This is a genomic window from Microbacterium sp. LWH10-1.2, assembly GCF_038397765.1.
Lineage (GTDB): Bacteria > Actinomycetota > Actinomycetes > Actinomycetales > Microbacteriaceae > Microbacterium > Microbacterium natoriense.
Genome location: NZ_CP151638.1, coordinates 983,433 through 996,596, shown reverse-complemented (window position 1 = coordinate 996,596; position 13,164 = coordinate 983,433). Strand labels below are relative to the sequence as shown.

Annotated in this window: 14 protein-coding genes and 2 tRNA genes; 14 read left to right on the top strand and 2 right to left on the bottom strand. The window is 70.3% G+C overall.

Going from position 1 to position 13,164, the window contains the following annotated elements; translation table 11 throughout:
- Positions 1 to 2 precede the first annotated feature (2 nt).
- From MRBLWH10_RS04715 to MRBLWH10_RS04655, 13 genes are all read left to right on the top strand, one after another.
- The gene (locus tag MRBLWH10_RS04715; protein WP_341941809.1) at positions 3 to 1,178 is read left to right on the top strand and encodes a M23 family metallopeptidase; all 1,176 of its coding nucleotides are present in this window, start codon (positions 3 to 5) and stop codon (positions 1,176 to 1,178) included.
- On the top strand, positions 1,178 to 1,444 hold the full coding sequence (locus tag MRBLWH10_RS04710; RefSeq protein ID WP_341941808.1) for a DUF6112 family protein: 267 nt from the start codon (positions 1,178 to 1,180) through the stop codon (positions 1,442 to 1,444). The genes MRBLWH10_RS04715 and MRBLWH10_RS04710 overlap by 1 nt, the downstream gene beginning before the upstream one ends.
- Positions 1,445 to 1,525: 81 nt before the next feature.
- Positions 1,526 to 1,795: a DUF6112 family protein gene (locus tag MRBLWH10_RS04705; RefSeq protein ID WP_020627604.1), complete on the top strand. Its 270-nt coding sequence runs from the start codon at positions 1,526 to 1,528 to the stop codon at positions 1,793 to 1,795.
- A 40-nt stretch (positions 1,796 to 1,835) separates the two neighbouring features.
- On the top strand, positions 1,836 to 3,314 hold the full coding sequence (locus MRBLWH10_RS04700) for a conjugal transfer protein TrbL (RefSeq protein ID WP_341941807.1): 1,479 nt from the start codon (positions 1,836 to 1,838) through the stop codon (positions 3,312 to 3,314).
- Positions 3,315 to 3,317: 3 nt separating this feature from the next.
- Positions 3,318 to 4,778 (top strand): SCO6880 family protein, encoded by a 1,461-nt coding sequence (locus MRBLWH10_RS04695; protein ID WP_341941806.1) that lies wholly within the window; start codon positions 3,318 to 3,320, stop codon positions 4,776 to 4,778.
- 52 nt (positions 4,779 to 4,830) lie between these two features.
- Positions 4,831 to 5,667, top strand: coding sequence for a hypothetical protein (locus tag MRBLWH10_RS04690; protein WP_341941805.1), 837 nt, complete (start codon positions 4,831 to 4,833; stop codon positions 5,665 to 5,667).
- Complete coding sequence (locus tag MRBLWH10_RS04685; protein WP_341941804.1) at positions 5,664 to 7,211, top strand: ATP-binding protein; 1,548 nt, start codon at positions 5,664 to 5,666, stop codon at positions 7,209 to 7,211. The genes MRBLWH10_RS04690 and MRBLWH10_RS04685 overlap by 4 nt, the downstream gene beginning before the upstream one ends.
- A complete protein-coding gene (locus MRBLWH10_RS04680; protein ID WP_341941803.1) occupies positions 7,211 to 7,768 on the top strand; it encodes a hypothetical protein in 558 nt (185 codons plus the stop codon). Before MRBLWH10_RS04685 ends, MRBLWH10_RS04680 begins: the two co-directional genes overlap by 1 nt.
- Complete coding sequence (locus MRBLWH10_RS04675; RefSeq protein ID WP_341941802.1) at positions 7,765 to 9,561, top strand: TraM recognition domain-containing protein; 1,797 nt, start codon at positions 7,765 to 7,767, stop codon at positions 9,559 to 9,561. Before MRBLWH10_RS04680 ends, MRBLWH10_RS04675 begins: the two co-directional genes overlap by 4 nt.
- Before the next feature lie 57 nt (positions 9,562 to 9,618).
- A complete protein-coding gene (locus tag MRBLWH10_RS04670) occupies positions 9,619 to 10,074 on the top strand; it encodes a single-stranded DNA-binding protein (protein WP_341941801.1) in 456 nt (151 codons plus the stop codon).
- A 15-nt stretch (positions 10,075 to 10,089) separates the two neighbouring features.
- Positions 10,090 to 10,662: a hypothetical protein gene (locus MRBLWH10_RS04665; protein WP_341941800.1), complete on the top strand. Its 573-nt coding sequence runs from the start codon at positions 10,090 to 10,092 to the stop codon at positions 10,660 to 10,662.
- Entirely contained in the window at positions 10,659 to 10,874 is a 216-nt protein-coding gene (locus tag MRBLWH10_RS04660) for a helix-turn-helix domain-containing protein (protein ID WP_341941799.1), read from the top strand. Before MRBLWH10_RS04665 ends, MRBLWH10_RS04660 begins: the two co-directional genes overlap by 4 nt.
- A 43-nt stretch (positions 10,875 to 10,917) precedes the next feature.
- Positions 10,918 to 12,084 (top strand): site-specific integrase, encoded by a 1,167-nt coding sequence (locus MRBLWH10_RS04655; RefSeq protein ID WP_341941798.1) that lies wholly within the window; start codon positions 10,918 to 10,920, stop codon positions 12,082 to 12,084.
- Positions 12,085 to 12,293: 209 nt separating this feature from the next.
- Here the strand turns inward: MRBLWH10_RS04655 and MRBLWH10_RS04650 are convergent.
- Positions 12,294 to 12,367: transfer RNA gene (locus tag MRBLWH10_RS04650), tRNA-Pro, on the bottom strand.
- Between the two features lie 20 nt (positions 12,368 to 12,387).
- A tRNA-Pro gene (locus MRBLWH10_RS04645) sits at positions 12,388 to 12,458 on the bottom strand.
- Positions 12,459 to 12,568: 110 nt separating this feature from the next.
- Between MRBLWH10_RS04645 and MRBLWH10_RS04640 the strand changes: the two genes are divergently transcribed.
- Positions 12,569 to 13,159, top strand: coding sequence for a GNAT family N-acetyltransferase (locus MRBLWH10_RS04640; RefSeq protein WP_341941797.1), 591 nt, complete (start codon positions 12,569 to 12,571; stop codon positions 13,157 to 13,159).
- Positions 13,160 to 13,164 lie beyond the last annotated feature (5 nt).

Sequence of the window (13,164 nt, the reverse complement as noted above, 5' to 3'; positions counted from 1 at the left end):
TGATGAAGAAGCTCGCCGTCCTCGCTCTCACCCTGCTGCTCATCGGACCCTCCACGGCCCTCCTGGGCGTCGCCACGCTCGGCGGCACCTCCGCGACCGCCGCCGTCTGCACGCCCGGCTCACTTGCCGTTGGCCCGATCCCGGACTCGCTGACCGCGACGACCCGCAACGGCGAGACGGTCACGCTGAACCGGCAACAGTTCACGCACGCGGCGACGATCATCACGGTCGGCGGGCAGACCGCCGGCGTTGGCCGCGACGGTGTGCTCATCGCGCTCATGGCCGCCCTCACCGAATCCACCCTGCGGATGCTCGCCAACACCAGCGCCTACCCCGAGTCCGCGGACTATCCGAACGACGGCAACGGGTCGGATCACGACAGCCTCGGTTTGTTCCAGATGCGCCCCGCCAGCGGCTGGGGCACGGTCGCCGAGCTCATGGACTCGGCTTACCAGGCTCGAGCCTTCTACGGCGGCGAGTCCGGCCCGAACTATCCGTCCCCGCGGGGACTGCTCGACATCCCCGGCTGGCAGCAGCTCGACCCCGGCGAGGCCGCCCAGGCCGTCGAGGTCAGCGCCTACCCGGACAGGTATCAGAACTACCAGCCGGTGGCGCAGGCGATCCTCGACGCCCTCACCCGCCCCGCGCCCTCCGGCAACGGCGGCGGGGATGAGGCACCGGTCGTGCCCGAGACGACCAGGATCGTGTTCCCGCTTCCCGAGGGAACCTGGGTGCGCACGAGCCCGTTCGGTTGGCGCAACGACCCGATCACCGGCGAACGCCGCTTCCACGCCGGTTCGGACTTCGCCGCCCCCGACGGCACCCCGATCTACGCAGTCGCCGATGGCGTCGTGGTGCGCGCGAACTACACCGACGCAGGTGGCGGGGTCATCGTCATCGAGCACACCGTCGGCGGGCAGCGGGTCGCGTCGATGTACGTGCACATGTGGCAGCACGGCATTCACGTCGCCGAAGGCGGCACCGTGACCGCCGGGCAGCACATCGGGGACGTCGGCTCCTCCGGGCACTCCACCGGCCCGCACTTGCACCTGCAAATCCACCCCGGCGGCGCCGGAGCCGACCCGGTGGACGCCGACGCCTGGCTCACCGAACACGGCGCCGAAGGGATTGCGGGCGGCGATGCCGCCCCCGCCCTCTGCACTGCCGGGGGTGCGTGATGGACGTGTTCCCCGACTTCGGCGGCGTGGGCGGCGCCGCAGACCTGCGCTCCATCGTCGGCGCGCTGCTGATGTTCGTGCTCGTCACCGCGGTGCTCATGCTCATCGTCTGCGCCATCATCTGGGCGATCAGCGGAGCCTCCGGCAACTATCAGGCCGCGACCAAGGCTCGCACCGGCCTGCTTGTCGCGGTCGGCGCCGCGGCGCTGGCAGGCGCCGGGGTTGCCTGGCTCAACTTCCTGCTGGACGTCGGCACCCGGCTCTGACCGTCCCCGCCTGTGCGGCTGGGGGCGAGTGCGCACCTGACCGTCGAGAACCCCGTCTCGACCAGTCAAGGGAGCATAACCGTGATCGACATCGACCCCAACAGCTCGGGCCTTCCGGGCATCGAGCAGCTGCGCATCATCGTCGGCGCCGTCATGACGGTGGGCCTGATCCTCTCCGTCCTCGCCCTGATCGTCTCCGCGATCGTCTGGGGTCTCGGATCGAACAGCAGCAACCCCCACCTCGCCAGCCGCGGCAAGGTCGGCGTCCTCGTCTCCTGCGGGGCGGCGATCATCTGCGGCGCCGCGGTGACGCTGGTGAACTTCTTCTGGGGCGTCGGGCAGGCCGTCTGATGATCCCGGCCACGACAGCCCGCCTGCGGGGGTGGGCGCGGTGAGCGTCTGCGACGTCCCGGTCATCTCTTCCGTCTGCGACGCCGTCGGCGAGGGCACCGCCTCCCTGATCGCGGCCCCGTTCGACTGGCTCGCCCAGGCGATGGCCGGCGCGGCGGCGTGGCTGTTCGAGGCCGTCTGGTGGGTGTTCGACACCACGACCCTCGTCGACGTCACGAGCCCCGAGTACGTCGGCGTCTACAACGTCCTCTTCGGTGTCGCCGTGTTCGTGATGCTGATCTTCTTCTGCCTCCAGCTCATCACCGGCCTGATCCACCGCGACCCCACCGCGCTCAGCCGTGCCGCGCTCGGCCTCGCGAAGTCCGTCCTCGGCTCGTTTCTCGTCATCACGCTCACGGCGCTGCTGCTGGAGGTGACCGATCAGCTCGCGGTCGGGATCGTGCAGGCCACCGGCAACACGATGGAAGGGATGGGGACCCAGATCGGGCTCCTCGCCGTCGCCCTCGGCGCCATCAACATCGGTGGCCCTGGAGTCGGGGCGATCCTCACGATCTTCCTCGCCGGCCTGGCCATCTCGGCGGCGGCGATCGTGTGGTTCTCCCTGCTGATCCGCAAGGCGCTGCTGCTGGTGGCGATCGTGTTCGGCCCGGTCGCCCTGGCCGGGGCGACGTGGGATGCGACCAAGGGCTGGTTCGCCAAGTGGGCGGCGTTCGTGATCGCCCTGATCTTCTCCAAGCTCGTCCTCGTCGTGATCTTCCTCGTCGCGATCGGGCAGGTCTCGGCCCCGATCGAGGCTGACCTGGCCTCCATCTCCGACCCGATCGCGGGCGTCGTGCTGATGTTCATCGCCGCGTTCGCGCCCTACATCACCTACAAGTTCCTGTCGTTCGTGGGCTTCGACATGTACCACGCGATGTCGTCCGAGCAGGAGGCGAAGTCCGCGCTGAACCGGCCCGTGCCGGTGCCGTCGGCCCCGCAGGCCGACACGGCCAAGAAGGTCCTCGACAGCGGCACCGACCCCGGCAGCAAGCCGCCGAGCAGTGGAGGAGGCGGGGGCGGAGGCTCGACACCGCCCCCGCCTCCTCCTCCCGGTGCGTCGGCTGCGGCCCCTGCCAGCGCGGGAGCCGGCACGGCAGGTACCGGAGCCGCCGCATCAGCCGGAGCCGGAGCAGGGGCTGGAGCTGGCGCCGGAGCTGCCGGCGCTGGTGCGGCTGGCGCCGGTGCGGCCGCAGGCCCGGTCGGTGCCGCGGTGGTCGTCGGAGCCGCCGTGGTCAAGGCCGCAGCGACCGCCGGCCCGAAGGCAGGCAAAGCGGTGGGCGGCGCGGCGGACAGCCAGGCCGGCGCGGCGGCGGAACAGGCATCCCCGCCTCCGTCGCAGGGCACACCGCCGCGTCCCGCACCGTCAACACCGCCTCCGGCCGCGCCGCCCTCTCCCGAGCCTGCAGAGTCCATGCCCGCGCCTCGGCGCCGGCAGGACCCGCCGCCTCCGCCATCGTCCGCACCGACCGGGAAGGAGTAACCGATGGTCGCCAACTCGAACAGCGACTACCCGCTGGCGCCGGTGCAGTTCTCCCGGCTCGCCAGGCGCGGCATCATGCTCGGGCTGTCCCTGCCGCAGCTCATCGTCCTCGGTATCGCGGTGCTCACGGTTGTCTTCTCCCTCTACGCCGCCGGAGGCATGGGCTTCGCCTGGACCGCACCCGTGTGGGGCACCTGCGCCCTGCTCGCGGTGATCCCTGCCGGGGGCCGGAAGGTGATCGAGTGGGTACCCGTCCTGTTCCGCTGGGCCGCCCGGACTTATCTCGGGCAGCTCGTCTACCGGCGCCACGTCATCAAGCCCCGCCCCGCCGGGACCCTCGCGCTCCCTGGGGACGCGGCGAGCCTGCGGGAGTGGGAGGACCCCGAGACCGGCGCGGCGATGGTCCACGACCCGCACGCGCAGACCCTCACCGCGATCCTCGGCGTCGCCCATCCGGCGTTCGTGCTCCTTGATCCGGGTGAGCAGCAGCGCCGCGTCTCCGGCTGGGGCCGCGTGCTGGCCGCCGCGTGCCGTTCCGGGCGAATCGCGCGGATTCAGGTGTCAGAGCGGACCCTGCCGGACTCCGGGACGGGGCTGGCGGAGTGGTGGCGCACTCACGGCACTGATGACGGCTCCTGGGCCGCGACCACCTACGCCGAGCTCATCGACCGCGCCGGCCCCGCCGGAGAACGCCACGCGACGACCATCTCGCTCGCGCTCGACATGAAGGCCGCCGCCCGGCAGATCAGAACGAGCGGTGGCGGGATACACGGTGCGGCCGCGGTGCTGCGGCAGGAGATGAGCACGCTGACCACGGCGTTGCGCGCGGCCGAGCTCACGTCGACCGGGTGGCTGACGCCCGGCGAGGTCGCCGTCGTCCTCCGCTCGGCCTACGACCCCGCCGCCGCACCAGCCTTGGAACGCCACGGGGACCTCGGCCGTGACCTCGCCACAGCCGGACCGGTCGCGGTCGCCGAGACCTGGGACCGGCTGCGGTCGGACTCCGCGTTCCATGCGGTGCTGTGGATCACCGAGTGGCCTCGCTCGCAGGTGTATCCCGGGTTCCTCGCGCCACTCGTGCTGTCCAACGGCATCCTGCGCACCCTCGCCCTGCACTACACCCCGGTCCGCGCCGACCAGGCCGCGCGGGACCTGCGGAAGAAGAAGACCGAACTCATCTCCGATGCCGCCCAGCGCCGCAAGATCGGGCAGATCGACGACGCCGCGAGCAGCGCCGAGCTGGACGACGTGCTCCAGCAGGAGGCGGACCTGACTGCCGGGCACGGCGTCCTGCGCGTCTCCGGCCTCGTCTCCGTGTCCGCGCCGACCGTGGACGAGCTCGATGCAGCGGTGGCCGCGGTCGAGCAGGCGGCGATCCAAGCGTCCTGCGAGACCAGGCGGCTCGTCGGTCAGCAGGCGCAGGCATTCACCGCTACCGCACTGCCGTTGTGCCGGTCGGTCTGACTCTGCGCACCTGCTCACCAACCGTCACGCCTTCCTGTGAGGAGCCCTGATCATGCCGACCTTCGATGCCCCGCTCGCGGACGCCGCTGAGGCGTCCGCCGCGCTGCGGGGCTTGGCCCACGCGACCCGCACGTTCGAGAGCCCCGCCGACACCTACCCGGTGATCGGAGAGCTGCTCGCCGGGGTCAGGTCGCTGCGGCAAGTGCTCGACCATCTCGCCGCCGCCCACATCAACGCCCGCGTCAGGGCGCACGACGACGCCGGGAATCAAGCCGCCGGCGCAACCTCGGCCCTCGCGGCTGCCGACGAACTGCACCAGGCCGGCACCCTGCTGGACACCGTGGAGTGGCGGCTGGACGCCGCCTCCCAGCACTCCGGCCGCATCGCCTGGCACCCCGCGCCTGCCGTCGAGAACGGCCCAGCAAGGAGGTGGGTCAGCGTCGTGTTCCTGGAAGGCTCCGAGGCCGACGAGATGCTGGATCTGATCGACCGCGACGGGACGGATACAGCGATCGAGCACCTGGCCGGGCACGACTACGGGGCAGAGACCACCCAGGCTGCGCTCGAGAACGGATACGTCTATGACGAGCCCCCGACAGATGTGCTCGACAAGGTGGCAAACGGGGGCGTCTACATGCTCACCTACAACCCCTTCCTCGGGCACGTCTCGCTGCTGCGCGAGCACGACACCGTGCCCGACCCGGCACTCCTCGACCTCGACACCCCGGCCTCCGCACGAGCATCGGAGTCGGGGCGGGAAGCGGAACGCGCCGCGCACAAGTCCACGCGTGCAGTCGGCCCCGCGGTCAGCCGGGGGCGAGCCGGGGCCGACTGGTTCACCCACCGCCCCGGCGCGGCCTCCGCACACGGCCGGGGGCTGGCGCTGTGACCGGGCAGGACGACAGCCGCCTGCACACCGCTGTGCTCGTCGGGCCTGAAGGCGAGCGGCGCCGGGCACGCAAGGCCCGCCGGCAGGCGGCGGCGAAGGTCGAGACCGATGCCCGCCAGCATCGCAAGGTAGAAGCTAGGGCGAAGTGGGAGGCGGAGCAGGCCGAACGCCGCAACACGAGCTACCTGCCCGCCTCCGGCGAGGCAGGACCTGCAGCGTTGCGGACGCCGGGCCGGTTCCGGCTCCCCAAGCACCAAGACACCTCCGCGACGCTCGCCGGCCAGTACCCCTTCCTGGCCGAGGCCGGTCTCGGCAGCCAGGGGGTCTTCGTCGGCCAGGACCTCTACAGCGGCGGATCGTTCGTGTTCGACCCCTGGGTGCTTTATCAGCGGGGCCTCATCACGGCGCCGAACGTGGTGCTCGCCGGGATCGTCGGCTCCGGCAAGTCGTCCCTGGCGAAGTCGCTATACACCCGCAGCCTGCCGTTCGGACGCAGGGTCTACGTCCCCGGCGACCCCAAGGGCGAGCACACGGCTGTCGCGGAGGCGGTCGGCGGGCGGGCGATCATCCTCGGCCACGGCCTGCGCAACAGGCTCAACCCGCTGGATCAGGGCCACCGGCCGTCTGCGGTGTCGGATGCGGAGTGGGCGATGCAGGTCGCCTCCCGCCGCCGCGACCTCATCGGCGCCCTCGCGGAGACCGTGCTGGATCGGGCGCTGTCACCGTTGGAGCACACCGCGATCGATCTCGCCCTCCGAGACGCCGTCCGCAGCGCCGAGGTGCCCATCCTGCCGATGGTCGTCGACCGCATCCTCACCCCCAGTGCGGCGGACGATGAGGACGGTCGGCTCGCGGAAGACGGTCGTCTTGTCGGCCACGCGCTCCGTCGGCTCGTCGCTGGAGACCTCCAAGGCCTGTTCGATGGCCCCTCGACGGTCAGGTTCGACCCGTCGCTGCCGATGGTGTCGCTCGACCTGTCGCGGGTCGCGGAGAACAGCACGCTGATCTCGGTGCTGATGACCTGCTCGTCCGCATGGATGGAGTCCGCCCTATCCGACCCTGCGGGCGGGCAGCGATGGGTGATCTACGACGAGGCGTGGCGGCTCATGCAGTATCCGTCGCTGCTTCGCCGCATGGATGCCCAGTGGCGGTTGGCGAGGCATTTCGGGATCGCGAACATGCTCATCTTCCACAAGCTCTCCGACTTGGACAACGTCGGCGATGCCGGGACCGCCATGCGCGCCCTCGCCTCATCGCTGCTAGCAAACGCGGAGACCAGGATCGTGTACCGGCAGGAGCCGGACCAGCTCGGCTCCACGGCTCTCGCGCTCGGGCTCACCGGCACCGAGCAGAAGCTGCTCCCGGGTCTCGGGACCGGGCAGGGACTGTGGCGGATCAAGGACCGCAGTTTCGTCGTGCAGCACCAGCTCCACCCCGCCGAGCTCGCCGCGTTCGACACCACCGGCCGCATGACGAGCGATTCCCGCGAGTTCGGGAATCTCGACGTGCGTTCAGCAATTCCGAACGATCGGCAGGATTCATGATGCCCCGGCCCCGCTACAAGCGATCCTGGGGCGAACCCGCATCCCGAGACGGGAGTATCGAGGCCGTGCCGGTCGTGCTCCCGCTCGTCGCCATCGCCATCGCCGAGGACGGCCGTATGACCGTCACCGTCGACGGCGAGGCGTTCGAGCCGGAGCCGTTCGCGCCGCTGTGGCGGCGGGAGGACTTCGCCCGGGTCCTCGACCAGCTCACCGACCTGCGCCACTCGCCGGTGCGGGTCGAGGTGCGCGAAGCGGACGGGACCGTGTTCACCGACATCATCACCCCGAGCAGACGCCGCCGCACCGAACCCGATCCAGAGCCGACATCGGAGGAACCGGCCCGCCGACCGGCGACGGATCTCGTCGTGCTGCACGGGGAGGGGTTCGTGCCGGGTGAGGACGTCGCGATCGCTGTCGTCATCGCCCACGGCGATGCTGGCCAGGACGGCACCATGCGCGGCCTCGTCGAAGCCCGCCAGCTCGCCGGGAGCTCGACCCGCGAGGTCATCCTGCTCGGCCGCGTCTCCGGCACCCTCACGATCGGGCATCCCGAATGAGCACGCCCCGGCCCGCGGGGGCACTCGGGGACGAGCTGAGCAACCTCGGAATCGGCATCCTCATCGGCGCCGCGGTCCTCGCCGCCATCCTCCGCGGCGCTGGGTCCGTCGCCGCCTGGATCACCGGGGTTGGTCAGCCCACAGGCGGAGTCGAAGCCGGGCTTGGCGTGCTGCTCAACCCCGGCGACCCGGCGGAGGCACTCGGCGCACCCGGTCTGAACGCTGTCACGTACTGGATCTCCGCGGGCGCGCTCATCCTGTTGGCTGGTGCGGCCGCCTGGTGGGCGTGGCGGTTCTTCCACGAGCACGGCCGCCAGGTCAAGACGGACCCGTACCGCATCGCAGGGATCGCCACCCGCAGCGAAGTCGCCAAGGCCGCCTCGGAGACGGCGCTGCTGCGCCGGGCCGGACACCTGCGGCCCTCCCTCCACCAGCCACGGCCGGAGGACGTCGGCTACCGGATCGGCACCTCACGGGGCACGAGCGTGTGGGCGTCCGTCGAAGACTCCATCCTGCTGATCGGCCCGCCTCGGTCCGGCAAGGGTGCGCACATCGTCATCAACGCCATCTTGGACGCGCCTGGCGCGGTCGTCACCACATCGACGCGGCCGGACAACCTGACTGCGACGCTCCGCGCCCGGCAGAAGATCGGACCGGTCGCGGTGTTCGATCCGCAGCACCTCGCCGAGGGCCTACCCGCCGGGCTTAGGTGGTCGCCCATCCGCGGGTGTGAGGACCCGCTAACGGCGATGATCCGAGCGACCGGCCTTGCCGCCGGCACCGGTCTCTCGGCCGGCGGGGTCGAGGGAGGCGGGTTCTGGGAGGGCAAGACGAGGACCGCGCTCCAAGCGCTACTCCACGCCGCTGCCCTCGATCACCGGCCGCCCTCGGAACTGTTCCGGTGGACTCTCGACCCCTCCGCCGCCGCGGACGCGGTGGCGATCCTCACCGCGAACCCGCGAGCCGCGACTGGGTGGGCGGACTCGTTGCAGGCGATGATCGAGTCCGACCCCCGCACGCGCGACTCCATCTGGCAAGGCGTCTCGCTCGCCCTCGCCGCGCTGGCAGACCCGCGCGTGCTCGACGCTGTGTCGCCGCGGGAGGGCGAGGACTTCGATCCCGAAGGGTTCCTGCGAGACCGAGGAACCCTCTACTTGCTGGCCACCGGAGCCGGCGCCAACAACAGCGCCGCGTTGGTGGCGGCGTTCGTGGAGGACGTCGTAGAGGCTGCCCGCCGCCTCGCCGCGACCAGCCCGGGCGCCCGCCTCGACCCGCCACTGCTGCTCGCGCTCGATGAGGTCGGCAACCTCGCCCCGTTGCCGTCGCTGCCGGCGCTCATGGCCGAGGGCGGCGGAACCGGGATCACGACGATGCCCGTGCTCCAGTCGCTCGCGCAGGCGCGGGAGAAGTGGTCTGAGAACGCGGCCGGCGCGATCTGGGACGCTAGCATCGTCAAGATCATCCTCGGCGGCGCATCGAACTCCAAGGACCTGCACGACCTGACCACCCTCATCGGCGAGCGCGACGAGGTGACCGACTCCACCACGGTCGGAGACCACGGCTCCCGCTCCGCACAACGCTCCATCCGGCGCGTCCCGATCATGCCACCCGACACGATCAGAACGTTGCCGTTCGGGACCGCGCTCGTGCTGCTGCGCTCCGCGCCGCCCATCGTCACGAGGATGCGGACCTGGACCGACCGGCCCGATGCGAAGGCACTGCGCGCGGACCGGGCGGGCATCGAGGCGCTGCTGCAACGCCGTCCGCTGGAGGAGCCGGGCGCACCTGCCTGACACAAGGGCGGCCCCGGCCGTGGGGCCGCCCGTCGATGTCAGAAAGAGGACAGTCCGATGGCTCTCCACACGCAGGAATCCCTCTCCGGGTTCATCGCCTCCGACCCGCAGCTCACCTACACCGAGCGCGGCGACGCTCGCCTGTACGTCAAGATCGGGCAGGAGCACTACCGCAAGGAGCAGGACGGGTCGTTCACGCAGACCGAGACGACCTTCCACGACCTCGTGGCGTTCAAGAAGACCGCCGAACACGCCCACGCCCGGCTCGCCAAGAACGACAAGATCGTCGCCGAGGGTTACACCCGCGAGTACGACCGCACCACGCCGGACGGCCAGGTTGTCAAGGCTGAGGAGTTCGTGGCGAAGAAGCTCGGTCACGACCTCGCCCGCACCCGCTACGAGGTCGACCGCACCCGCCGCCAGCCCGCCGTCACGCAGGAGGCCGCAGGGCATGCGATCGATGCCGAAGCCCACCGCGAAGCACGCAGCGCCGCCCTGGCGCTCGGGCTCTGACCGGCAGTGACCGCGATGAACGAGAACGACACCGCCCCCGAGCCCGATGAGCCGGACCTGGACGAGGAGTCCGAGGCGTTCGACGGGCCACTGATCCCGGAGCCTCCGCACCCGATCAACTGGAACCTCCTGACCAGCGAGGAAGCCGAGGCCGAGTGGCTGGAACTGAACCGCTGGGTCGACTGGCTGCGCCGCACCTACGGCCTCCCTGCTTCGGTGATTCCGCCGTTCTGGCACCGCCATCCAGAGCTGCTGTGGGAGCTGAGCGCGCTGCACCTGCATTGGCTGTCCGCCTACGACCCGGAGCAGAACGGCTCCGCCCCGCTGGGCTGGCACCGCGACTTCGCGGATGCCCGGCAGCGGCTGCGCGATTGGGTCGCCGCTTCCGGCACCCGTCTGGACCGAGACCGCCCCACCCGACAGACCACCTGGCCCGGCGAGGACCCAGCAGGCCCAGTCGAGGACACGATCATCGCTCACCGGGATCAGGACTTCGTGCAGTTCGTCCTCGACGATGTCGCCGCGCGCCGCCAGGCCGAGGATGACTTCTACGCCGGACTCGATCCGAACACCGGAGAAGTCGCATGAGCGATAACGCCGGCACGATCGTGGTCTCGCCTCTGATGGACAGCCGCGAGATCGCCGCCTATCTCAAGGTGTCCGAGTCGACCTTGTCGAGGTGGCGGTCCGCCGGTCAGGGGCCGCCGTTCCTGCGGCTGGGCGGGATCGCCCGGTACCGGATCGACGCGGTCGATGTCTGGCTGGCCGGCCTGGAACACGGCCATGCCACGGAAGGGTGAGCCGCTCCCGCAAGCGAAGCCGAGGCCGGTACCTCCGGTCGGCGTGAGGATCTCCACCGACCTGGAGCGTCGCTCCTACGGCATCCGCGCCCGCGCTCGCTGGACGGACCCGATCAGCAAACGCCGCATCATCCGCTCCGAGATCGTCGCGGACGAGGCGGCCGCACACGAGTTCTTCGACTCGCTGCGGCAGTCATCGGCCAAGGGCATGGACGTGGCAATGACGCTCACCGAGTTCGTCACGGCAATCGGCGACCGATGGGCGCGCGGCCTCGACCCGACCTCAACCGGCGAGACTTACGGCTACGGGCTCAAGCTACGCGTACTGCCCGCGCTCGGGCACCTGCCCGTGACGCAGATCACCGCCGGGATCATCGACCGCACCATCGACGCCTGGGAGAAGCGCCACGGAGCGTCGACGATCAAGAACTCGATCGCGCCTCTCGTGCGCGTCCTCGACGAAGCTGTGCGCGATGGGCTCATCCCGATCAACCCGGCGAAGAACCGCGCCAAGCGCAGCCTGAACCGCAACGCGTTCCGGCTCCAGCCTGCAGAAGATGCTTCACCCCGTTCTCACGCGATCCCGGACATGGTCACGCTGACGAAGCTCGCTGAAGCCTGCGGGAAGATTCACCAGTCCTACTCCGACTTCGTCATGCTCGCGGCGCTCCTCGCGGCGCGTTCTTCCGAGGTCTCGGGCCTCCAGGCCGGTGACGTCCGGTTCGACAAGAACATCGTGGTCATCGCCCGGCAGACCTACCCCGGCAAGGGCGGGCTCATCACGAAGCAGACCAAGGGCCGCAGAGAGCGACGCGTCCCGATCCTCGACCCGCTCCGACCGATCCTGGAACGCCTCGCGGGAGGCAAGGAGTCCGAGGACCGGCTGCTGGTCGGCCCGAAGGGCGGCGCGCTCACGACCGCGACGGTGCGGGATGCGACGAACTGGGACCAGATCGTCAGCGATCTCGGCCTGCCCGATCTCACCCGGCACGGCCTCCGGCACACCGGCGCGACCTGGATGGCGGACGCGGGCATCCCGCTGCACGTCCTCCAGGACATCCTCGGCCACGCCTCCGTTGAGACCACACGCGGATACTTGCACCCCGACGACCGCCACCTCGCCTCGGCCGCAGAGCAGGCCAACGCCTTCCTTGCCCGATCCGGCAAAGCCAGCAGACCGAGCCGGCGCGAGGCGTCGAGGTCGCTGTGACGGGTAGCCAGGAGCCACGATCGGAGGCTCTGGTCCCCTTTTGGTCCCCTTATCCACAGGTTGGAACCTTCGGACACCCGAAACAGCCGTTCGGAGCCCCGGGAGCCGCACGGGCTTCTCGGCGAGGGGACCAGAGGGGGACCAACAAAAACCCGTCGCCAGACATGACGAAGCCCCGATGAAAATGGCTTCTCATCGGGGCTTTTCTGTCGGGCTGACAGGATTTGAACCTGCGACCCCCTGACCCCCAGTCAGGTGCGCTACCAAGCTGCGCCACAGCCCGTGGCATGGATTTTCAGTTGTTCGGGCCGACCAGAGCGGGGTAAACCCCTTGACCCCCAGTCAAGTGCGCTACCAAGCTGCGCCACAGCCCGCTGTCCGTGGCTTTCGCCGCAGGCAACTCCCCTATCTTAGCCTGATGCCGAGGCCGTCCGCGAACCGAGCAGCGTTGCGTGTGTCGGAGGTCCGGCGTAGCGTCCCGTTCATGGCGACGATCACGACCGAGGTGGCGACGACTGCCCGGTGGAGCGATGTGCAGCACGCGCTCACGGGCGGCGGGGATGGCGCGAGCTGCCAGTGCATCTGGCCGGTTCTCAGCAACAAGGACTGGAATTCGACGACGAAAGACCAGCGCACCGAGATGCTGCGCACGGAGATCGACGAGGGGCCTCCCCCGGGCATCATCGCCTACGTCGACGGCGACGCCGCGGGCTGGATCCGCATCGGGCCCCGCACGCGACAGGCGCGGGTTCCGCGAACGCGCATGATCGCAGCGGCGTCGACCGAACCGTTCGACGATGCCTCGGTCTGGGCGGTCACCTGCTTCGTGGTGCGCCGAGAGCATCGGGGCTCCGGCCTCAACCTCGACCTGCTCCGCGCGGCCGTCGATTATGCGCGCGAGTCCGGCGCCCGAGTGATCGAGGGCTATCCGGTCGACACCGGTGGCGAGAAGCAGCGCTCGAACGAGCTGTTCCACGGCACCCTCGGCACTTTCCTCGCGGCAGGATTCGAGGAGAAGACAGACCTCAAGCCGGGTCGGTCCCTCGTCGCCCTCGAACTCACCCCTGACCACTAGCGTGG

Excerpts from the sequence above, each read along its gene's own strand:
- MRBLWH10_RS04715 (WP_341941809.1), top strand. The coding sequence starts at position 3 with ATGAAGAAGCTCGCCGTCCTCGCTCTCACCCTGCTGCTCATCGGACCC.
- MRBLWH10_RS04710 (WP_341941808.1), top strand. The coding sequence starts at position 1,178 with ATGGACGTGTTCCCCGACTTCGGCGGCGTGGGCGGCGCCGCAGACCTG.
- MRBLWH10_RS04695 (WP_341941806.1), top strand. The coding sequence starts at position 3,318 with ATGGTCGCCAACTCGAACAGCGACTACCCGCTGGCGCCGGTGCAGTTC.
- MRBLWH10_RS04690 (WP_341941805.1), top strand. The coding sequence starts at position 4,831 with ATGCCGACCTTCGATGCCCCGCTCGCGGACGCCGCTGAGGCGTCCGCC.
- MRBLWH10_RS04680 (WP_341941803.1), top strand. The coding sequence starts at position 7,211 with ATGCCCCGGCCCCGCTACAAGCGATCCTGGGGCGAACCCGCATCCCGA.
- MRBLWH10_RS04675 (WP_341941802.1), top strand. The coding sequence starts at position 7,765 with ATGAGCACGCCCCGGCCCGCGGGGGCACTCGGGGACGAGCTGAGCAAC.
- MRBLWH10_RS04670 (WP_341941801.1), top strand. The coding sequence starts at position 9,619 with ATGGCTCTCCACACGCAGGAATCCCTCTCCGGGTTCATCGCCTCCGAC.
- MRBLWH10_RS04665 (WP_341941800.1), top strand. The coding sequence starts at position 10,090 with ATGAACGAGAACGACACCGCCCCCGAGCCCGATGAGCCGGACCTGGAC.
- MRBLWH10_RS04660 (WP_341941799.1), top strand. The coding sequence starts at position 10,659 with ATGAGCGATAACGCCGGCACGATCGTGGTCTCGCCTCTGATGGACAGC.
- MRBLWH10_RS04640 (WP_341941797.1), top strand. The coding sequence starts at position 12,569 with ATGGCGACGATCACGACCGAGGTGGCGACGACTGCCCGGTGGAGCGAT.